Source organism: Dehalobacter sp. DCM (assembly GCF_024972775.1).
GTDB lineage: Bacteria > Bacillota > Desulfitobacteriia > Desulfitobacteriales > Syntrophobotulaceae > Dehalobacter.
Genome location: NZ_CP092282.1, coordinates 3883640 through 3905300, shown reverse-complemented (window position 1 = coordinate 3905300; position 21661 = coordinate 3883640). Strand labels below are relative to the sequence as shown.

General features: G+C 46.9%; 16 protein-coding genes and 1 pseudogene. 10 read left to right on the top strand and 7 right to left on the bottom strand.

The window, feature by feature from the left end; translation table 11 throughout:
* Positions 1-16 precede the first annotated feature (16 nt).
* From LPY66_RS18090 to LPY66_RS18070, 5 genes are all read left to right on the top strand, one after another.
* The gene (locus tag LPY66_RS18090; protein ID WP_337985640.1) at positions 17-2062 is read left to right on the top strand and encodes an aldehyde ferredoxin oxidoreductase N-terminal domain-containing protein; all 2046 of its coding nucleotides are present in this window, start codon (positions 17-19) and stop codon (positions 2060-2062) included.
* Positions 2063-2111: 49 nt separating this feature from the next.
* Positions 2112-2873: an SDR family NAD(P)-dependent oxidoreductase gene (locus LPY66_RS18085; RefSeq protein WP_337985639.1), complete on the top strand. Its 762-nt coding sequence runs from the start codon at positions 2112-2114 to the stop codon at positions 2871-2873.
* 206 nt (positions 2874-3079) lie between these two features.
* Positions 3080-3988, top strand: a complete 909-nt coding sequence (locus tag LPY66_RS18080; protein WP_337985638.1) for a DUF3102 domain-containing protein — start codon at positions 3080-3082, stop codon at positions 3986-3988.
* 92 nt (positions 3989-4080) lie between these two features.
* Positions 4081-4308, top strand: coding sequence for a DUF1659 domain-containing protein (locus tag LPY66_RS18075; protein WP_337985637.1), 228 nt, complete (start codon positions 4081-4083; stop codon positions 4306-4308).
* A 38-nt stretch (positions 4309-4346) separates the two neighbouring features.
* A complete protein-coding gene (locus tag LPY66_RS18070) occupies positions 4347-4586 on the top strand; it encodes a DUF2922 domain-containing protein (protein WP_337985636.1) in 240 nt (79 codons plus the stop codon).
* Positions 4587-4733: 147 nt separating this feature from the next.
* Here LPY66_RS18070 and LPY66_RS18065 read toward each other — a convergent pair.
* The 6 genes and pseudogenes from LPY66_RS18065 to LPY66_RS18040 form a co-directional block, all read right to left on the bottom strand.
* Positions 4734-4847 (bottom strand): annotated as a pseudogene (locus LPY66_RS18065) (helix-turn-helix domain-containing protein); the annotation flags it as partial.
* Positions 4848-4988: 141 nt separating this feature from the next.
* Positions 4989-6203: an MFS transporter gene (locus LPY66_RS18060; RefSeq protein ID WP_337985635.1), complete on the bottom strand. Its 1215-nt coding sequence runs from the start codon at positions 6201-6203 to the stop codon at positions 4989-4991.
* A gap of 100 nt (positions 6204-6303) precedes the next feature.
* Positions 6304-7587: an MFS transporter gene (locus LPY66_RS18055; RefSeq protein WP_337985634.1), complete on the bottom strand. Its 1284-nt coding sequence runs from the start codon at positions 7585-7587 to the stop codon at positions 6304-6306.
* A gap of 163 nt (positions 7588-7750) precedes the next feature.
* Complete coding sequence (locus LPY66_RS18050) at positions 7751-8194, bottom strand: FKBP-type peptidyl-prolyl cis-trans isomerase (protein WP_337985633.1); 444 nt, start codon at positions 8192-8194, stop codon at positions 7751-7753.
* A 3-nt stretch (positions 8195-8197) separates the two neighbouring features.
* The gene (locus tag LPY66_RS18045; RefSeq protein WP_337985632.1) at positions 8198-8692 is read right to left on the bottom strand and encodes an oxidoreductase; all 495 of its coding nucleotides are present in this window, start codon (positions 8690-8692) and stop codon (positions 8198-8200) included.
* A 2-nt stretch (positions 8693-8694) separates the two neighbouring features.
* Entirely contained in the window at positions 8695-11028 is a 2334-nt protein-coding gene (locus LPY66_RS18040; RefSeq protein ID WP_337985631.1) for a molybdopterin-dependent oxidoreductase, read from the bottom strand.
* A gap of 320 nt (positions 11029-11348) precedes the next feature.
* Here LPY66_RS18040 and LPY66_RS18035 point away from each other — a divergent pair, with 320 nt between their 5' ends.
* Positions 11349-13415 carry a sigma-54-dependent Fis family transcriptional regulator gene (locus LPY66_RS18035; protein WP_337985630.1) on the top strand — a complete coding sequence of 689 codons (2067 nt, stop codon included), beginning with the start codon at positions 11349-11351 and terminating at the stop codon, positions 13413-13415.
* 239 nt (positions 13416-13654) lie between these two features.
* Here LPY66_RS18035 and LPY66_RS18030 read toward each other — a convergent pair whose 3' ends face one another.
* A complete protein-coding gene (locus LPY66_RS18030; RefSeq protein ID WP_337985629.1) occupies positions 13655-14644 on the bottom strand; it encodes a uroporphyrinogen decarboxylase family protein in 990 nt (329 codons plus the stop codon).
* Positions 14645-14948: 304 nt separating this feature from the next.
* Here LPY66_RS18030 and LPY66_RS18025 point away from each other — a divergent pair, with 304 nt between their 5' ends.
* From LPY66_RS18025 to LPY66_RS18010, 4 genes are all read left to right on the top strand, one after another.
* Positions 14949-16955 (top strand): sigma-54 interaction domain-containing protein, encoded by a 2007-nt coding sequence (locus LPY66_RS18025; protein ID WP_337985628.1) that lies wholly within the window; start codon positions 14949-14951, stop codon positions 16953-16955.
* A gap of 444 nt (positions 16956-17399) precedes the next feature.
* The gene (locus LPY66_RS18020) at positions 17400-19823 is read left to right on the top strand and encodes a molybdopterin-dependent oxidoreductase (protein WP_337985627.1); all 2424 of its coding nucleotides are present in this window, start codon (positions 17400-17402) and stop codon (positions 19821-19823) included.
* Positions 19824-19833: 10 nt separating this feature from the next.
* Positions 19834-20172 carry an oxidoreductase gene (locus LPY66_RS18015; protein WP_337985626.1) on the top strand — a complete coding sequence of 113 codons (339 nt, stop codon included), beginning with the start codon at positions 19834-19836 and terminating at the stop codon, positions 20170-20172.
* A 79-nt stretch (positions 20173-20251) separates the two neighbouring features.
* Complete coding sequence (locus LPY66_RS18010) at positions 20252-21580, top strand: MFS transporter (RefSeq protein WP_337985625.1); 1329 nt, start codon at positions 20252-20254, stop codon at positions 21578-21580.
* The last annotated feature ends 81 nt before the right edge of the window (positions 21581-21661 follow it).

The window sequence follows — 21661 nt, the reverse complement described above, 5'->3', positions numbered from 1 at the left end:
GAGGAGCTTTTTAGCTATGGATAAACTTTATGGGTATGTCGGCAAGATTGCCCGCATTAATTTAACGGACAGTACGGTTTCTGTTATACCGACGACAAAATACGTACCGGAATATATCGGGGGACGGAGCGTCTGTAATAAGATATTTTGGGATGAGGTTAAACCCGGAGTAAAAGCTTTTGACCCGGAAAATAAGGTTATTTATATGACCGGACCAACAACCGCAACGGGAATACCGACCGGCGGGCGGACGGTATTTACGACGATTTCTCCGAACAGCCTTCCTGAGCAGTATGCATGGAGTGGAATCGGTGGCTCATTTGGCGCAGAAATAAAATTTGCGGGATATGACGGCTTCATTTTGGAAGGAAAAGCCCCCGAGCCTACGTACCTTTATATTGAGGACAACGACATCACATTTCTTTCTGCAAGAAATCTATGGGGAAAGCTGGTTCATGCTACGCAGAGAAGACTTGAAGAGATCCATGGCAACGATGTCAAGAGCATCGTCATCGGTCCTGCCGGAGAAAACTTGATTCGTAACGCCAGTGTCACCACCAGTAATGATAATGTGGCAGCTAAAGCAGGACTAGGGGCTGTTTTTGGTTCAAAGAATCTGAAAGCAATAACGGTGCGCGGTACCGGGACGGTCGTTCCGGCCGATAGCAAGAAAGTGCTTGAACTGCGGATGAAGATGGCACATCCTTCGATGCTTAAACGACCGGTTATTAACGAAACTCATCATGGGTTACCCGGTGCAGAAAACCTAGTCCCCGGCGGCTGGAAGCGTGCCCAGGTTGCCTGCAGCTATGGCTGCAATCAGCACTGCATGTGCCTGATGCTCGATATGAAATCGGCTTTTACTGAAGAAAAGGTTAACCATGTAGAAAAATGCGTTAGTATCTTCGCCTTTGCTTTCGACCAGGACGTACCCTACGGCGGACCCGGCGGACCCGGTGGAATATTCCAGACGGAGCAGAATCACTTTCCTGCGTGTAAGATGATTGCCCGCGAAGTTGATCCGCCGGACACAAGTGACCCCTATTTCAAACAAGAGTTTACCCCTGGCCCCGGTGATATCTTAGATTTTTGGAAACATGATTTTGATAAGGGCAGTGTTATCAATGATCTTTGTAATGAGTATGGTGTCGATAAATGGGATGTTATTATCTGGCTGTTGCCATGGCTGTCCATGGGCAAGAAAGAAGGCGTCTTTGACGATATCGACTTTGGTAAGGAAATCGATGTGGAGTCGGAGGAATTTGTCAGGTATTTGATGGATATGATCGTCTACCGCAAAGGATATTACGGCAATCTCCTCGCAGAAGGGATGGCCAGAGCCATCCGGGTTTTAGGTAAGGAGAAATTTGGCGATACCATTTACCATGGCCGTTATTCCCGGCAGATCAATAAACAGCTGGACCTTCCCATCAGCCTGGAAACGGCATGGGGACACAGTGTCCACTGGCAGGGCCGCGGTTTTGAAGCGTCAATCGCCAAACCTGCTTGGGTAGCGACCAACCTTCATCAAATGACCGCCACCCGTGATACGCAGACCATTCAACATCATCACGATAAATTTGAAAACTATCTTGAGTTAAAGGACGATCCGTGCCGCAGCCCGCTTACGGCCAAGGCTGTGGTTATGGGCGAGAATAAGGCTGAGTTGAAGGATTCCGTAACCTGCTGCGACTGGCAAAGCCCGAACTTGTTCTGGACCGATATGGAAGCTCAAATGTTTACGGCCGCGACGGGGATTCCGATGACAGAGGAAGAACTCAATAAAGCCGCTGAGCGTTCTAGAAACCTTTTCCGCGCGATTATCATTCGAAATTACGATCGGACTCGGGAACTGGAAGTCAATGCGATCTTTCCAATTATGCAGTTTCCCGATCCCTGGGGGGAAACCGTAACCTGGGATGAGTGGAACGATCTGGTCGACCTCTACTACGCCCTGCGTGGTTGGGATAAGGAAACCGGCTGGCCTACCAGAGAAACCTATGAGAACTATGGATTGAATGACGTAGCGGATGTGCTGGAGACTATAGGTAAGCTTCCTTAATAGTTCGTGTTAAAGGCTCTATAGATAACATATAAAGGAGGAGTTTATTATGTTCAGACTTAGACTTGAGGGGAAAATTGCTCTCGTAACGGGGGCGGGATCAGGACTAGGAAGAGCAACTGCACTGATGTTCGCCGAGGAAGGAGCCAAGGTTGTCGTTGCCGATTTCAATGAAGCAAACGGAGCTGCGACCGCCCAATCCATCATAGATAATGGCGGGGATGCACTCTTTGTAAAATGCAACGTCAGAATCCAGGAGGATATCAAAGCCTTGGTAAAAGTAGCCAAAGAAAAATACGGCCGTATTGATGTACTATTCAATTCTGCAGGTGTCCTGGTGCATAAGCCGTTCCTGGAACAAACTCTTGACGATTTTAACTTTATTATTGAAACAAATTTACGCGGATATATCTGGACGATGCAGGAAGTTCTACCCATTATGGTTGAAAACGGCAAAGGCTCTGTGATCAATGTTGCGTCGATTTCAGCTTATAAGCCTGAATTAAACGCCTATTTCTATGGTTCAGCTAAAGCAGGTGTCGCTAAGTTGAATATGGACGTTGCCAAAGAATTCTCCCCAAAGGGGATTCGAATCAACGGCATTTGTCCAGGACCAATTAGTACTAATATGACTCCCGAAGCAGTCAGGAACAATCAAGAAGAACAAAATAAAGTTAAAGCGTTGCTTCCGGTAGGAAGACTCGGTGAACCTGAAGATATTGCTTATTTAGCTGTTTACCTTGCTTCTGATGAATCTTCGTTTATGACAGGCTCGAATATCGTGATTGACGGCGGTATATTTATCAGTTGAAGACAAACCCGGAACGAAAACAATGGATTAGAAAGTAACTTCCTATAACCCGGTTTACAAGTTAACTTCGCATGACATAAGGAATTAGTCCCCCTATCACTGAGGGGGAATTTTTTTATATGGCGGACCGGTTATTATTACACGCTCTCACCAATCGAACCCGGTTTGCATATGCTGTCATTAAACGAATAATGAAGGACGGGCGTATGGAAAATTTGACATCCGAACGAACACCGCATGTCATTGCGGCTGAAATCAATATGATAACCACCCAAACCAAAAAAATCCTCCTTGCCAGTGCCATTGAAATCGGCCGCCGTTTACAGGAAGCAAAGGATCTGGTTAAACACGGGGAATGGGGAAAGTGGCTGGAAGAGTCTGTGAGCTATTCCCAAAAGACTGCCGAACGGCTGATCAAGCTCTACCAGGAATACGGGCCTGAATTTTCCGATGGGTCCGACAGTTCAAAATCGACATCAATGTCGATTTTGACTTACACGCAAGCCCTTCTCCTGCTGGGATTGCCGGCAGAAGAGCGTGAAGAGTTCATCGTGCAGAATAATATCGGGGGCATGACGATCCAGGAGCTGGAGCAAGCGCTAAAGGACAGGGATCAAGCCAATCAGGCTAAGGACCAGGCACTTCAGGAAAAGGACCGGGCCATTCAGACTAAGAATCAGGCGATTCAAGAGAATCAGCTACTGAAAAAAGGGTTAGAGACTATCGATAATACAATCTCCGAATTGATCAACGAGCAGGCAAAGGCTTTGTCAACGCCAATGAATCCGGAAAATAATAAAGCAGAATTCCCATCTGCCAACAGTGCCTCCTCTGAAGGGAATAACTCCTCCGTGCAAGCAGTCCCTTTTACCCACAACCTTAAAACTGAAAGTGACCCCAACGATCACATCAAATATGTAGAAAAATGCGACGCTTACTGTAAAACCATCGCGGATACCTTCTTTGATCTGACCACAACGCTTACCAATCTTAACCATATCGACCCAAAGCTGAAAGAAAAGAAACGAGAAGAAGCCAACCGGCTGATTACCTACATGGCAGAGACAATTCAAGAATGGCCGCCCCCCAGAAAGCCGCTTAGAGTGAATTCCTAATTCTTTATTTGGAACCTTTGGACAAGCCAAGTCATAGTATGTACCAGGCGGCCGTTAAGCCGTCCAAGCTATAAAGAAAGGAGATGTTAGGATTGGCAGTCGTTTCTACGCCATCCAGCGCAGCGCTGGTCATGGTATACCAGACTGGAGTCGGTACAGGCGGTACCCCGATAACCAGACAGCTAACCCTTAACAACATTATCTACACGGCCCCGGATCAAGCTGTCTACGACGCGGCGTATGCCATCTTTGGCTTATCCCAGTATAGCCTTATCGACGTTTTCTTCAGAAAAACCAACGAGTTGACAGATGAGACCTAAGCCGAGGTCAATTTTCCGGGCAGAAGGAGGTGAGCATAGTGGCTATCACGACTAACAGAACAGCCAGATTAACCTTTTCGACAAGCGCAGGGAACACGTTTTCCCTGACGGTTCCCCAACCACGGGAGAATATTCAGCTGGCTGAAGCGGTGACCGTGATGAATACGCTGATTGCCGGGGGGATATTCTTGACGGCAAACGGTACGCTTACGGGCATCAAGGATATAAAGGTCATTGATACAACAACCAATGACCTTTACGACCCGCCGCAAGTGTAAGCGGGTAGTTCCGGCATCACGATAAACGAGGGGGCGGGCTGACGGTAATCCGGAGTTGCGGTTGGCCTCGCCCTCTCTCGTTTTTGCCTGTTCGCCGGTAATATTATTATATGAAGTTTGGCGCTGTTTGACATCATTTAAGCTGCTTTACTCTTTAGTGTGTTCAATGACATCCGATACTTCGCAATTCAATATATCACATAAGGTATCAAGCGTCTTAATCGTAATTGCTTTTCCATGTTTCATCCTATGCAATATGTTAGCTGAAAAGCCGTATTAATCAGCCCTCAGCTATTATCCTCTCTGATATCAAGAACGCCGGGTGCCTGGGGCAGCATTTGACCCATTAAGGTTTCCTATATCAGTTCTTACAGGATTAAGCACTATTTAATAGTTTATAACCTATTCAGCTGCTTTAAATCTTTTGGCATACGTCTTTTGCAATAATAGACATCCGATAATTGCTAATACGACGAAGGCAAGCAGTGGCAAGCTCAAACCGCTCCATCCGCCAAATGCGGCTACCATCGGTCCGACAATTAGCGGACTGACAACTCCCGCTGCCCCGTTGGCAAAATTAACGACGGCCATAATAGGACCAACCTCTTCCGGGCGTTTGGCAAGACTGGATCCGAGTGTAAATACAATTGGAACAGAAAGCATGTAGATAAAACCGGCGATCAATAAGAAGGGAATCAGCGCAGAGGGTGAGGTAATCCGGAATTCAAAAAAGGCGCAGATGGCAACCAGTACAAATGAAACTGTTAATAAAACGGCATGGTATTTTCGATTGACCTTATTCAGAATTGCTCCGGAGAAAATTCCGCCAATAGCCATACCAATAATGGCAAAGACGTAGATTTTATTTGCTGCACCAAGGTCTAGACCCGCTCCCTGAACAAGATAAGTCGAGTAGAAATTATTGAAAATGCTAAACAGGAGTGTAAAGAAGAAAAATGAGATGGCGACATTCCAAACGGCTCCTGATTTAAATCCTGCAGATAGTGATGGTTTACTTTCTTGTTCCGCCTGAGCCGAACTTTCGCCTGAGCCTTCGCCTTCTTTGGGATATTTAAGTATAAAGGCAAAGACAATACCCAGAATTACGGTAAGGATACAGCTGAACCACCATACGCCTCGCCAGGTAAAAAGAGCAGCGATCGGATTGGCAACATTAAAGATGATCAACATACTGAGTGCGACCCAAACAGAGAATATACCCATTGGAAGTCCGCGCTTCTGAGGCGGAAACCACATTGAGATAATGGGCGGGACGACAATGGATGCAACACCAAAACAGGCGCCGTCAAAGATCCTGCCCACGAGCAACATCGTGTAATTCGTGCTTAAAGCGCCTATGGCACTGCCGATAAAGCCCATCGCCAGAACAATATACATTGTTTTTTTCGGCCCAATTTTGGCGACGACAACACCAAAAGGCAACGTAACGATGACTTGAGCAATCGTTGCGACAGTCATTGTCAGTCCCACTACGGTCAGACTGACCCCGAATCCTTGCATGATTAATACCATTGTGGGTGGAATCTTAAGAAATGATATGGCACAGGTGATCGAAGTGAGAATTGCAATGATAACCATTAACCAGGCTTTTTTCATAGTTTTTCCTCCTATATTAAATATTGAGGCCCTTCATGTGTCTATTTGAAAGCATTTTGCTGAAAATAAGGGGAAGTGTGAGAGTGACGTGGCATATCCGTCACGATGATTTTTCATCTGCAACAAGTGAAGACTTTATTGCGACCATAGCGGGACGGGCTTTTAACAGAAACGATGTGACAAACCCTAGCAATGTGACAATGGTTACAATAATAATTGAAAGCTGGTAGGTATGGGTTACGGTCAAAGCACTTGAACCACAGGCTACGCCGATTACTCCACCGAATAATCCGAATCCGACGACAACGCCACCTACTTTACCGGTAATATGCTCAGGATAGCTATTCGCAATATACGTAATAATCGTTGCGATACCCTGACCTAAGAAAAGCGCCGTTATGAGTAAGATAAGGATTAATAAGAAATTGGGTCCGGTTCCGGTCACCTCAGAAAACCTGATGAAATAGTATAGACCGGTTATGAGATAAGCTAACATGATCTGAATTCGATAATTGCCTTTATAGACCTTGGTATTAAGCCAGCCACTGAGAAGGGATGCTATCATATACATCATTTGGAACAACATCATCAAATTACCGGCTGTCGTTGGCCCAAAACCGACACCGACCGGTGATGGAATCGCGAAATACCCGGGTGTAAGGTCATTGATCCCTTGGACGAGCCAGTTAAATAAGAAGATATAAAGAATACATAAATAAATCGTGGGATCTTTCATGGCACGCTTAAAATCAGTACTATGCTCTATTTTTTGACTATTGATTTGCATCACTGTCGGCGGTTTTGGGCCAAGCGCCATGATGATGGTACAGATAATAAAAACGACAGAGGGAATTGCCATAAATACCATCGTTTCCGGCCAGGAGTGATTAACAGCAAAAACTGCCGGAGAAGCTGCAAAACCTACCGATATCCCTAATGCGGTAGACATACCCTGAACACCGCTGATTAATCCGCGTTCTTTACTTGGGAACCATTCAGCTGCTACTCGGACAATGGATGAAATAATTGGGCCAGTGCCAGCCCCTCCAAGGAGTCTTAGGAAGACAATGGCTGGAAGTGATTTGCCGGCAAGAGGTATTCCGACAGCAGAGATAATCAATATCAGTCCACAAACCAGATACACTTTGATGACGCCAACTTTATCGACCAGTACACCTCCGATAATACCGCCGATACAAACAGTTATCGTCCAGAGCCCCATGACGGTAAATGTAACTAATCCTAAGTCTTTGCCTAAGTATTTAGCAACTTCACCGATTAATGGTGACGGTGCTATCATAATTACCCCCTGGGCAATGGCACCAATCAACATGGTTGTCATAACAAACCAGCGAAATTTGGGGAATTGAGTATCCGTACTCATTTTATTGGTTCTCCTTTGCTATTAAATTCACATAGCTAACCAAAATGGAGAATTAGAAGCGAGTAATCATATCGGTGCTTATGTTAGTTTTGCTCCGGGAGAAATAAAGCAATCAGAGCAAGTTCTTAAATCGCTTTACTCTCCCGGAACGGTTCACTTACAACTAATCCAAAATATCTACCAATTGAAACCAGTAGCGCAGATCCGTCCCAGCCAGGAGGTGATTAAAGTCGATAGTTACTGTGTCCTTTGTTGCAGCAATGACTTTAACCGGTACTAACTGCTGTGAGACAGGATGTTTCCAGGGAATGACGCTCCCCGCGTCTAAGCTTTGACCGTCCTTAATAGACAGTCGAGGGTAAGTCCTCACACCCTCCGGATCATGGGCGCCGTAAGCCTTGGCGCAGGGAATAATATATTCTCCCTGGCTGCCAATCTCCATTTCATTGAGAATATCTTCCACTCCCGGCGGTACCTGACCGGCACCGATGATAATCCGCACCGGTTCGCCCAGGGAGCGGTCTTCCACTATTTCGCCATCTACGGGGCCACCTCGGTAGCGGACAAGAGCACATTTTCCTGAGCGCTGTCTGTACTTCATTTCCATTGACTAGTCATCCACTTTCTTGATTTCCACCATTTCCACCCGGTCTTCAGCGCGATGCACCGTGTTCTCAAAATGTTCAACTGCACGAACATCAATATGAGCGGCAATATGGCGTTTCTCATTTTTGGAAACAAATTCGCCCTTTGCTTCCAAAGGTTTGTATTGCGGCACCCAAAGAACCTGTTTTGTTTTGCCGGCTAATTTTTCTGCCAGTTCCTTTACCGGCCCGTAGGTCATACAGTTTGCCAGACAATGATGGACGCAGATCGGTTCGCGTCCGGTAGCTGTACGGTCCGCGCAGAGATCACAGAGATCGGTGGGGACGGGGATCCGATTAAAATTGAATCGATCCGCTTCAATATTCCAGGGTCCGTCATCAAAGACGCGGATACCCCATTTGCCTACCGGATAGTTATGTTCCTCTTTACATGAAACTTCGCAGGACTCACAGCCGGTGCAATACTCGTAGTCGATAAGAAGCCCGTATGTCTCGGCCATTGTTACTGATCCTCCCTTTTGAATTTTTCCCATACTTTTGTCATGTCCGTATCCAACATCTCATCAATCGGCTTGATATTGCAGAGCAGACACTTAAAGGGGGCTCCGAAACCCAATTTACCTGTATGGAAATTGGGAACCAGGTTGTTTACGTTGGACCGGAAAGTACCATATAGATTGGGTTCTGATCCGTCTTCCTCGGGGAACCACCAGCCGTGTTGACAGTGGATAGTGGTTTCATCTACGACTTCTGATACTTTGGCTTTGAGCTTGGCAGAGCCAAACTGATTCCAGACCTCGCACCACTGACCATCGGTAATGCCAAGACGGTGTGCAGTCTCTGGATTGATTTCCACCAGCGGATCCGGGTTTAGTTCACGGGTATAAGGAACTTGACGGTTTTCCGAATGGAAGAAAGCAAAGGTGCGGGCGCCGGTGGTCAATACGAAGGGGTATTTTTCCAGTAATTCCGGCGTTCTCTGGGGGCTGTACTGGGGTTCTTCATAATAGGGCAGCGGGTCTTCCCCAAACTGCTCGAAAACAGTGGAATAGAGTTCCACCTTCCCTGTGGGCGTATTGAATCCCGGAGTGTGATCCATACGCAGATCGCCGGTTTCGTACTTGTAGTAAACAACGTCGCGCTGTATCGTCACATCTTTTTTTACATCATCAAACTTCAGGCGGCGACTCAAGCGCAGATGGTCAATGAAATCGTGATAATCGTTATATTCCTCAAACAAATGGGGATTAAGCCGTTTGCCAATCTTGACGCAGGCTTCAATATCCGAGAGGCATTCTCCGGTTGTAAAGGCTTGGTTCATAAAATTGGTGGTAACCGGCGAACCACTGTAGTGCGTGAAAGAAACACCATCTTCCTCGGCGGCTGCGGAGAGGGGCAGAAATACCTCGCAGGTAGCCTCGGCGGAAGGTGTCATAAAACAGTCGATGGTGAAGCAGAAATCCAGCGTCTTCACCAGGGCGTCATGCCAGCGTTTGGGTTCGGCCGAAGTACAGGACATCAGGTTGTTTCCGGCATAGAATCCGAATTTGATAGGATAGGGCTTGCCGGTCTCACAGGTTTCCAGCATCATATCGGCATGGGCGTTCAGGATCGTGTTGCAATATACCGGGTATTTGTCCAGCCCGATCATCTTATCCATAAGTTCTTTACCGACACCTTTTTCGATGCCAAACCCCACCTCATTCAGACCGAAATTGATGTCGGAAAGAATCTGACCGCCGGGAACATCAATGTTGCCGGTAATGGCCATTAAAGCCACAATGGTTTGACCGGCTTGCATGCCATTGGCCTTCTGATCGATCGCCAGTCCCCACTGCAGCGCCGAGGGCGTACCGGCAGCATACATACGCGCCGCTTTCACAATCTTGTCAGCGGGGACACCCGTGATGGCCGCCGCTTTTTCCACCGGCATGGTTTTTACGCGCTCAGTCAGCTCTTCAAAGCCATAACACCAATACTCCACGAAATCATGGTCATAGAGATCTTCCGAGATAATCACATTCAACATAGCCATTCCAAGAGCGGCATCGGTACCGGGGCGGAGACGCAGATGGAAGTCTGCTCTGGACGCCAGCCAGTTAACACGAGGGTCGACCACGATGAGCCGAGTGCCGCGCTTCATCAGATCGACCACCGCATGTCCGAAAAAGCCGTCGCCATTGGATTCCAAGGGTGCCTTACCCCAGAGCATTAAGACCTCCGGTACCTGATAGGCTGGATCGTCATAGCGTCCCGGTAGGCCGCCGGCATAATCGATCTCAGGATAGGTCACTCCCAGCATATAGGCTGTCCCTGCCAGGCGGGGAATATAGCAGGCGTAACCGGATTGGGTGTAGGTGTAATTGGGGGTGCCCAGCATTAATGATCCATAGGGATTGAGGGTACCACCCTCCCGCCCGGTACCCGCAAAGAGAATAATGCTTTCACGTCCGTACTTCGCAGTGATCTCGCGGTAGTTTTTCTCGATAATATCGATAGCCTCATCCCAAGTACAGCGTTCCCATTTATCCGCCTGCCCCCGGTATTGGCGATCCCGCTTCATGGGGTGGGTGATCCGGCTGGCATTGTAAACGTAGTCTTTTAGGCTGATGCAGCGCACGCAAAGTCGTCCCTGGGTAACCGGATGGTTCTCATCTCCCTCCACCCGGACGAGTTTGTTGTCCTTAGTGTAGAGTTTAAGTCCGCAGCCTACCGGATGGCATCCCGGCGGCGACCAGACGGCAGATCGGGTAACAGTCAGTCCGTCCTCTTCAAAGCGCCACGGTTTGCCCATGTCGTTGACAGAGCCAAGTGTGTCTAATTTTACCGTGCTCATGATTCATGTTCCTCCTAGTCTTGATTTGTGATATATATCATGCAATATATAGTGCAATAACCATGCCAAGATATCAAAACCGCTATTTTAGCGCGTGTTCGGATCACATATCTGCTAAAAAAATAGGAAATGAGAATCATTTCCTAAGAAGTGATACACATCGCGGTTATTTTGAGAAATAATTCGGTAGATTTACTATTTTGATACTATTAATGCTTTTCTTTTCTGTGAGATTCGATTATAATAACCTCAGCTTTTGCACGAAACTAGAGATGACTCTTATTGTATCCAGGTCTTACTGAAAGAAAGGGTGACTGTCGGTGAAACCGATTGAACAGCTGCTAAGCCCATTGATCAGAAATTTTAATAATGCAAGTTCCCAACTGCTGAGTGATAGTGAAGTATTGTTGATGGAGAAAATGAAAAAGCAAAAGCTCAATCTGCTTAGTAATCAAATTGATCTGTCACAAGTGAATACAGTATCTTCAGATATCGCAGAATCATGGATGAGATCACACCGCAACGGTGTTACTTTACACGAATATCCCAGCCTTCCCGTATTAAGCCGGGATGCCTTTTTGAACCGACTCACAGAAAAAGAACAGTTTCTTAGAGTGAGCGATCCATTTATTGAAAAATTGGAACATATGTTTTCCGACACAAGCGGCATTGTCTTTTTAACGGATGAGAACGGAACCATTCTCCGTGTTGTTATTGGCAACAACCCCAGAATCGAAGAATTGAATACGTTTTTTCAATTGACTCCCGGTACGATCTGGCGAGAAGAAACAGTGGGGACATGCTCGCACAGCATGAGCATACTCTTAAAAAGTCCGATCCAAATTTCCGGACCGGAACACTACTGTGAGGCTTTCCAGCAAACCTCATGTTCCTCCGCACCGGTTTTTGATGCCAATAATAATTTGGAAGGCACCATCTCTATCGCATGTCCTTTTTTACACGGTCAGAACTCACACACATTAGGGTTGGCCATCGCAATGGCTTGGGCTATTCAGAAGGATTTGCAATTATCGGCAAAAGAGGAATTGCTGAACACCACCATTACAACAACGCCGGATGCGATCCTGGCTGTTGATCAGTTTGGCAACATCATTAATTCCAATATAGCGGCAGAGAAACTATTATTTAATGAAGAACATAGTTTAATCGGCTTGCCTCTTACCGAAGTACTTGGGCACCAAACCCGTATTGAATCCGCTTTAAGAAGCGGAAAACCGATGTACGGAATGGATATTACAGTTGAAAAAACCAACCAAAAACTGCATATTAGTTCGGCACAACCCGTAAAAAATAAATACGGAAAAAATCTTGGCTGTATTTTCACCTTAAAGGGAATAGACCGTTCACGAAAGAACGTTAAGAAGGCTGAGTTTTTGCAGCCTAAATATACGTTTGATAAAATTCTGGGAGACTCTTCCCAAATCCAACATGCAATAAATTTAGCAAAGAAATTTGCGCCCCTTGACGGCAATATTTTAATCCAGGGAGAAAGCGGTACCGGCAAAGAGGTATTTGCTCAGTGTATTCATATGGAAAGCCGGTCGGATGCTCCGTTTATTGCTGAAAACTGTGCGGCTATTCCAAGGACGCTCATTGAAAGTGAATTATTTGGATACGAAGGAGGGGCCTTTACCGGTGCTGAACGTCACGGCAGACCGGGGAAAATCGAACTTGCGGACGGTGGTACTCTTTTCTTGGATGAAATCGGGGATATGCCTTTAGAGGTACAGACGGTGCTTCTTCGAGTTATTGAAGAAAAAGTCGTGAAGCGTGTGGGGGGAAGCCGTTATATTCCGGTTGACTTTCGGCTGGTAACGGCAACGAACAAGGACCTGTTAGAGCTTGTTCAAAAGAATCAATTTCGGCAAGACTTATATTACCGGCTGGCCGTGTTTAAAATCTCGATTCCTCCGTTAAGGGAGCGAGGGCCCGATATTATTAAATTGGTGGATACCTTTATTGAAAGAGTGGCACAAAAACAAAAAATTCCCGCCCCGACTCTAAGTAAGACAGCAAAGTATCTCCTCTTACAGTACAACTGGCCTGGGAATGTCAGACAATTGGAAAATGCGGTAACTTATGCTGTTAATGTGGCAAAAGACGGAATTGTTTGCCCAGAAGATTTTCCGGAGGAAATCTATCAATCTGTCAATTTACCTATTTCAATGGAGAGCCCAAAAAAGGTGAGCCCGGTAACTGATATTCCGATACTAAAAAATAAGCTTTCGCTAAAGGAACTTGAAAAAATAGCAATTGAACAAGCAGTACATCAGACAAACAACAATGTTGCCAAAGCGGCGGAGTTGCTGGAAATGAGCAAATCAACACTGTATAGAAAAATCAGGGAATATTCGATTAGTATATAAAAATCAGTATATTACATTGGTTCAATCCTTATATCCGAATCAATTTAAACCGTACAGACATGTGGTTTTCCCCCTATCACAGAGGGGGATTTTTTTATATGGCGGACCGGTTATGATTACACGCTCTCACCAACCGCAGCCTGTCTGCATATGCTGTCATTAAACGAATAATGAAGGCGGGCATATGGATAATATGACAACCGAACGAACACTGCATGTCATAGCGGCTGAAATTTGTGCTATTTAATCGGATGTTTCTGCGCGTATTCTCTGCCGTAAGAAGCAAGTTCATCGATCACAATGCTGTTGTTCCATTCCCTGAAACACACACCGTTTGGAATAGACGGATAGAAACGTCCGGCCGGGCAGTAGGTATCAATTGCCCGTCTGACTTCCGAACGAATAGCCTCTTCCGTAGTGTTCTCAAGGTCGATCTTGGGCCCATCGATCCCACCGGCCATTGCCAGTTCTCCTTTGGTGATGCGCTGGATTTCCACGATGTCATTCTGTGCGATCACGCCCTGCCAGATATCGACACCTATTTCGACCATATCTTCCACTATGGGTTGGCAAATACAATCCGCATGGTGCATGTAAATCATGCCACAGGCGTGGATCGTATCCGCAATCTCTTTCTGCAGGGGTTTGATGATAGCCCGCCATACCCGCGGCGGCAATAACAGATTTTGTTTAGAGCCCCAGTCATCATGATAGAAAATAATGTCAGGGTGGCATTCCTCAGCCACCTTTTTAATGTACGCGATTTTATTATCGGCAATGGTTCTGAGCAGTGCCTTCATTTCAGCGGGATATTCCAAATAATTCATTAATGCGTTTTCAAACCCCATCAGAAAATGGCTGCGTTCAAAAAGTCCTCCGGGACAAAATGAAGCGACGAGTTTTTCATTTCTATTTATTAATGCAGCCTGACTCTTGGCTTCAGACCAGTCGAGACCGATTAGTGAAGGTACAGCCAGCTGTTCTTCCCACTTTTCAATATCCTTAATGACGATATTCTCAGGTGTTTGATGCGGATGTGGTCCCGGAGCTCCGGGAAGAAAGATTCTTACCGTCCCCCACGAATCGGTGTATTCTTTCCCATCTTGTGGGATGATGGCATCCCGAACAAAAACTGGATCTAATATAAATTCAAGTGCGGTCATCACATCCCCATAATAATCGGGCTGCTCGCGATTGTAGATTGCCATCATGTTTTCTCTTAAGTTCATAAATACCTCCTGATCATAAAAATAATAGAGTGAGTGCGCTTTATTTAATAAGAAATGCAATAACTGTGCCTGGAAAATTAGAAGCGGTGACGACCGGAAGGGCCATTCTTGATTGAGTCGATATGACTAATGCCAGATATCCCAATATCAAAAATAACCAATTTTCTTCATTTAAATGTCCAGATATGGTATGCAATGAACTCAGCGTCAATATTTATTTAACATACCAAGTAATTATATGGTTAGCCGAAACCAAGGGACAAGCTTCATAGACGAGGAATCAAATAGTTAGGAGGAAAAACATATGCAGCCTCTTGAATGTGAAACCAATTTGATGCTCGGAAAAATAAGCTATAGTAGTTCGGAAAGTTTTAACGACGTGGAGTTGATGGAGAAAATCAGAAGAATGAAAGAAGATTTGATTCGTAAGCATATTCGTCCCAACGATATCAATTTAGTCCCTAAAGATGTTATTGAATCCTGGGTCAGATCCTACAAAAAGGGACTTGATATACGTAAACCGAAACGGGGGCCGGTTTTATCGGATGACGAGCTGAAAATTGTGCTGACAGAAAAGGAGGATTTGATAGAAATAACACGGTCCTATTTTCAAATGGTAGAGCCAATTTTCTTTAATACCAGTTGTACATTGCTACTTTCCGATGAGAATGGTGTTAATCTTTTGGATACCTATAAAGATCAACGTTATATTTCTATCGGTGAGATTGGCACGGAAGATACAGTGGGTACCTGTGCCCAGTCCATTACGCTCATTAAAGAATGTCCGGTACAGTTATTTGGCCCTGAACATTATTTTGAAGATTGGAGCGGCGCCGTCGCCTCTGCCTGCCCGATTTTTGACTTTAATCATAACCTCGCTGGCGTCTTATCTGTGAGCAGTAATTGCCAGGATCAAAGCCCGCGAACGTTAGCTTTTGTCATGGCCATGGCTTTGGCAATACAAAATAAACTGTACACGGAAATAAATAATAATTTGTTGAATATGTCATTGGATGTTTCCGACAAGGGAATGGTTATACTCAACCAGAAAGGGTATATTACCCGAACAAATACCATTGCAGAAGATATATTGAATAATCAAGCTAAGGAATTATACGGCAATTATTATGAAAACATCTTTGGCTATCAGCCGGTAATTCGAAATTTACTCCAGACAGGAAATCCGATGCGTGATTTAGAACTTATGATTGAAAGGTTGAATAAACGTGTTCAAATTTTATCTGCTGAGCCCATAAGAAGTCTTGGAAAAACGGTTGGATATGTTCTATTTGTAAAAAAAATAGACCGTAATAAACCGATTAATCTTTTAAATAACACGGAAACCAGATATACATTTCAAAAGATAATTGGTAATTCACCTCAAATGACACAATCTCTTCAGACAGCCAAAAAAATCTCCGCTTGTAATGAAAATATTCTGATTGAAGGGGAAAGCGGTACAGGAAAAGAGCTGTTTGCTCAAGCTATTCATCATGAGAGTGGATTAGGCGGACCATTTGTTCCCTTAAATTGTGCGGCAATACCAAAGACGTTGATTGAAAGTGAATTATTTGGTTACGAAGGCGGATCATTTACAGGGGCAGAACGTAAAGGCAGGATAGGGAAAATTGAAATGGCTAACGGGGGCACCCTGTTCCTTGATGAAATTGGAGATATGCCGCTGGAGCTACAACCGGTACTGCTCCGAGTGCTGGAAGAAAGAAATTTGATGCGTGTTGGCGGTACACGTCTTATTCCCGTAAATTTCAGGTTGATTGCGGCCACCAATCAAAATCTTTTACGTTTAGTTGAAAACAATCTGTTTCGGCATGATTTGTTTTATCGTCTGGCTGTACTGCGAATGGTGATTCCACCTTTAAAAGAGAGGGACGGGGATATAAAATTATTGATTAACTATTTTTTAAAGAAAGCGTGCAGTAAACAACAGGTGCCCATCCCCACAATGTCTTCGGCAGCTGAATATCAGCTGATCAATTATGATTGGCCAGGAAATGTCAGACAGTTGGAAAATGCTGTTATTTATGCATTGAATATGTCTTCTGGCGACATCATCGACTATGAGGATCTCCCAAAGGAAATACAATTTCGGGGGGTAATGCCGGCGAAATCAACATCAAATAGTTGCACATCCACGGATTTCGCATCGCTTAAAGAAATTGAGAAAAATGCTATTTTAGAAACACTCTTAAAAAATGGCAATAATATCTATGATGCCGCCAGAATACTTGGGTTAAGCCGAACAACGCTTTATCGTAAGATAAAAGAGTATGATATCGTGTTCAATTCTTAGTTAATCATTGGTGGCATGTAACAAAACTCTTTCGGTGTACTGATGAATTTCAATTGACGATAGTTGAATAGATAAATAAATATATAATAAAGAAGATCCCACTGCCAGTTGAAAATCAGCTCCAGTGGGATTTTTGCTTGTCTAAGGCAATCTCAGTTTTTAACAATCCTTGTTCAGGGCGATGTACATTTCTGGTGCAGGCAGAATCGCAGGTTGACTTGATAAAGGCATGATTAAAGACTTTTGCCAAATTCTTTCGGTGGAACAGTTTTTGCAAAAGTCTAAATTGAAAGGCCTTTCACATTTTCTTAGATTTTACTGTCTGCAGCAACATGTCTATATCATATCTATGCATCACGTGTGCATGTCCTCTAAGGCAGTGTTAAGTATAACGCTGCTGGCAAAGACATTGTGGCATGATTGCACTGAAAGAAAGGAGTGCCGATGTTTAATTATCAGGAATTTCTCGATACCATCAATCGCCAAGCCTATCACGAAGGCGAGTTCCAGTGGGAAGAGGACGGCTATGTCGTGACGCGGACAAACCACTGGTCTCCACCCGGGTGTCACAATTCGTGCGGGCTTCTTATTTATACCAAGGATGGCAAATTTGCCAAGATCGAAGGCGACCCCTTGAGCCCGTTTGTTAACGGCAAGCTCTGTGTGCGCTGTCTTGACATGGCGGAAGCCATTCACAACCCCAACCGCCTGAAATATCCCATGAAGCGCGCGGGAAAGCGCGGCGAGAATAAGTGGCAGCGCATCAGCTGGGAGGAAGCCTTCGCTATCTGTGAGCGGGAGGTCCGTCGAGTCTGGGATCAATACGGGGGAAGCTCCATCCTGCTCATTCATGGAACAGGGCGGAATACCGGACCAATGACTTACTTCGGCAACTGCGCGTTGAAAACCCCCAACATTGCTACCTATGGGTTCACGGGCTTTGCCTGCTACTTGCCGCGACTTTTCGGCGCATTTGCACCGGTGGGTGACTACATGATCGCCGATGCTTCGGAAGGCAGCGCGCTGCGTTACGCCAACCCGGAATTCAAGGCGCCGGAGGTTCTCGTTGTCTGGGGCAACGAGCCGCTCAAATCCAATGCCGACGGCTACATCGGCCATTGGCTCGTGCCGCTAATACAAAATGGCACGAAAATCATCTCCATAGACCCTCGCCTGACCTGGTGGGGCGCCCGGGCCGATTACTTCCTCCAGATCCGCCCCGGTACCGACGCGGCCTTAGCCTGTGCCTGGCTCAATGTCATTATCAACGAAAAGCTCTATGACCAGGAGTTTGTGGAAAAATGGTGTACTGGATTTGATGAGTTGGCGGCTTCTGTCCAGGAATTCACCCCCGCCTGGGCGGCTGAAATCTGCGGACTGGCCGAAGAAGATATCATCGCCTCAGCCCGTGTTTACGCTGCCGCCAAACCCGCAAGCATTCAGTGGGGGTTAGCTATGGATCAGCAGATGAGTTCCATGTCGCTGAATCTCGCATGCTGCGACCTGATGGCCATTACGGGTAATCTCGACGTTCCCGGCGGCAACATCCTTATTCGCAACGCCTTCAACGCCATGAACATCGAACTGACGGAAAATGCCATCCCGGAAGAGTGGCGCGCCCAGAAGCTTACTATGAAATATGCTTTTGGCGACAACGCCGAGGAATTCACAACCCATGCCGCTTCGGATGCGGTGCTTAAGGCGATGGAATCCGGTCAGCCCATTCCCATTAAGCTCTGCTGGATAGAGACATCGAATACCCTGGCCTGCCCGTCAATGGACGTGGGGCGCGTCTATGAGGCGTTTAAGAACGTTGAATTCATCGTCAACGCCGATCCCTTTGTCACTCCCGTTTCGGCGGCTTTTGCCGACCTCATCCTGCCGGTCAGCATGAGCGCCGAGCGAGACTCCTGCCGCACCTGGTGGACGCCGCTCAGGACCATCAATAAGACAAGTCAGTATTACGAAGCCAAGTCTGACGAGGAAATTATGCTGGAAATGGGGCGCCGCCTCAATCCTGTGTATTTCCCTTGGAAAGATGTCATTGCGTTTCTTGACTGGTATATGACCGACTGCACCGTCCCGGAGGATCCCGAACGTAAAGAATTCACCTCGACGAACCTCAGGCTGGAAGCGGACAAAGCGAATCGGCCTACCAACAAGCTAGGTTTCAGTGAACTCTCCCAGGCCGGCGGTTTTGCCTACGATGAGTGGAATGCCGTTTACCGGAAGTACGAGAAAGGCCTGTGCCGCCCTGACGGATCGGTGGGTTTTGCCACTGAGTCCGGTAAGATTGAGCTGACGCCGATTATGTATGAGATCTGGGGACTGAGGCCAACGCCCTATCATATTGAGCCGCCGGAGAGCCCGCTGTCCACCCCTGAGAAAATGAAGGAATATCCGCTCATACTCACCTGTGGCGGCCGCTCCTGGGAGTTTTTCCACAGCGAAAACCGTCAGATGCCAACCATGCGCGAGCTTCATCCGGAGCCTCTCGTTACCATCAATCCCCATACGGCTGCCAAATACGGCATCAAAGATGGGGACTATGTGTGGATAGAAAACGACCACGGACGTTTCCGCCAGAAAGCCTTTCTCTCGCCGACGGTTAATGAGCAGACGGTTCACGCCGAGCATGGCTGGTGGTTCCCCGAACAGGACGGTGCCTCCCCCAACTTCTTCGGCACCTTTGATGCCAACCCGAACAACTGCACCAAGGCTTATGAGACAGGTCCGGCGGGTATCGGAACATCCATCAAGTGTATGATTTGCAGAATTTACCCCTATAAAGAGGGCGACAAAATGCCTCACACCGTGGTGGTGGAAGAAGGCGGCTTCTTTCAATACACCCCCGGCCAAGGATACTAGGAGGTTCTTTATGAAAGGCATACTGGTTAACTATGAATTTTGCACCAACTGCCACAGCTGCGAAGTGGCATGCAAAAAATACAATGATCTGCCTATAGGGGAATATGGTATTAAGGTGACAGAGTTAGGGCCATGGGAACGCGTGGGCAAGAAAGGAACGGAAAAGTGGGAATGGACGTATCTTCCTGCCCTGACCAAAGCCTGCAACCTATGCGAGGATCGCGTCGCCGTCAATAAACTGCCTCTATGTGTGCAGCACTGCCAGGCATGGTGCCTGTATCATGGCGAGATCGAAGAACTCGTTAAAAAAATTGACGGCAAATCTCGTTGGGCGCTGCTCGTCCGGTAATTACATCCTGCCTGCATTGCGGGGTACCGTGAAATTGTGCCCCGCATCAATAAATTACGTTTGCAAGGGGTGAATTAATATGTCGGCAGAAACGAAAGAATTGAAAAACGGAACCTTTTGGGGGTGGCTCATCGTCGTCGGCTTCGGGTTCATCATGGCCGGTGGGTTGGGCACAATCCTCGCTGGATGCGGGAATTTTATTCCCGCCATTATCGCGCCGCCCGACGACCCTTCGCGCTGGGTCGGACCGGCGGCTGGCCTGGGGATAGATCCGACCACCCTGACGTTTTGGATTACGATGTATGCCATTGGGATGGCCGTCTCCATGACCTACGTGGGAAAACTCTGGGTTACAGTTAAGACGGTTCCGCTGATGTTAGTTTCCTTTGTTATATCGATTGCAGCGATGGCGGCTATGAGCTTCTACAATGCCGCGTGGCAGTTCTATATCAGCGGTTTCATCATCGGCCTCTCCGGCGGCTGCTATTTTATGGTGGCGGCACCGATCATTATCACCAATTGGTTTGCCAAACGCGTCGGGCTGGCTCTGGGAACTGCAGGAATCTTGGGTTCTATCCTCATCGCCGTCCTCAGCCCCATCCATGCCTCCCTCGTTCTGGCTTTTGGCTGGAGAACAGCTTATCTGATTGCTGCCCTGATCAGCTTGGTCATCGCTGTACCTTGGATCTTGCTGGTGATCCGTTTCAAGCCCGAAGACAAAAAGATGAGACCCATTGGCTGGGAGGCCGGGATGGAGGACATCACCACCGGCGCGACAGATGCTCCGGGCGTCCCAGTTAAGAAAGCCGTATTATCTGTCACGTTCATTGCCATCTTTATTGCGGCTGGTCTGGCTGCGCTTTTCGGCGGCTACCGCAATCTTTGGGGCCTGGCGACTGCACAATGGGGGTATGATCCTTCTATGACCGCGACCCTCATCTCTACCACCGCCTTGTTTAATGTCACCGGTCCGTTTATCGGGCTTGTTATCGACAAGATCGGTGCGTTCAAAACGACCTATCTCTGTCTGTTCCTTTCCATGCTGGCCAGCGTCGGCTTGTATTTAGCCCATGCCCCCGTCTGGCTGCTGCTCGTTCTTGTCTTCTGTTTCACCTTTACCGACCCGGTGGTTGGCGTGCTGACACCGCTTTTAGTCAGAGAATCGTTTGGCCCCAAGGATTATTCGAAGATTCTGGGCTATATCCAAATCGGTATTGGTTTGATCGGCGGCTTTTCCGGCCCGGTTATCGCTTCGATCTACTCAATGAGTGGGAACAATTTCGATAATTCCATTTTGTTCGGGGCGGTCATATCGCTGGCTGCGCTCGTGCTGGTATTCCTTGCCTTCCTGACCAGAAAAAAACTGGAATGGGAGAGAGTGCAAACCGCAGCTCAAAACTGGCCCTGAGTGCGGAGCGGATCTCACCAACGCGCCGCCCCTGCTGAGAGGCACCCCGGGCGCTTCCAAACCCCCTGGAGAATCCAAACC

Bases quoted from the DNA above. Each gene is read 5' to 3' on its own strand.
- LPY66_RS18090 (WP_337985640.1), top strand. From the start codon at position 17: ATGGATAAACTTTATGGGTATGTCGGCAAGATTGCCCGCATTAATTTA.
- LPY66_RS18085 (WP_337985639.1), top strand. From the start codon at position 2,112: ATGTTCAGACTTAGACTTGAGGGGAAAATTGCTCTCGTAACGGGGGCG.
- LPY66_RS18080 (WP_337985638.1), top strand. From the start codon at position 3,080: ATGGAAAATTTGACATCCGAACGAACACCGCATGTCATTGCGGCTGAA.
- LPY66_RS18060 (WP_337985635.1), bottom strand. From the start codon at position 6,203: ATGAAAAAAGCCTGGTTAATGGTTATCATTGCAATTCTCACTTCGATC.
- LPY66_RS18055 (WP_337985634.1), bottom strand. From the start codon at position 7,587: ATGAGTACGGATACTCAATTCCCCAAATTTCGCTGGTTTGTTATGACA.
- LPY66_RS18050 (WP_337985633.1), bottom strand. From the start codon at position 8,194: ATGGAAATGAAGTACAGACAGCGCTCAGGAAAATGTGCTCTTGTCCGC.
- LPY66_RS18045 (WP_337985632.1), bottom strand. From the start codon at position 8,692: ATGGCCGAGACATACGGGCTTCTTATCGACTACGAGTATTGCACCGGC.
- LPY66_RS18040 (WP_337985631.1), bottom strand. From the start codon at position 11,028: ATGAGCACGGTAAAATTAGACACACTTGGCTCTGTCAACGACATGGGC.
- LPY66_RS18030 (WP_337985629.1), bottom strand. From the start codon at position 14,644: ATGAACTTAAGAGAAAACATGATGGCAATCTACAATCGCGAGCAGCCC.
- LPY66_RS18025 (WP_337985628.1), top strand. From the start codon at position 14,949: ATGCAGCCTCTTGAATGTGAAACCAATTTGATGCTCGGAAAAATAAGC.
- LPY66_RS18020 (WP_337985627.1), top strand. From the start codon at position 17,400: ATGTTTAATTATCAGGAATTTCTCGATACCATCAATCGCCAAGCCTAT.
- LPY66_RS18015 (WP_337985626.1), top strand. From the start codon at position 19,834: ATGAAAGGCATACTGGTTAACTATGAATTTTGCACCAACTGCCACAGC.
- LPY66_RS18010 (WP_337985625.1), top strand. From the start codon at position 20,252: ATGTCGGCAGAAACGAAAGAATTGAAAAACGGAACCTTTTGGGGGTGG.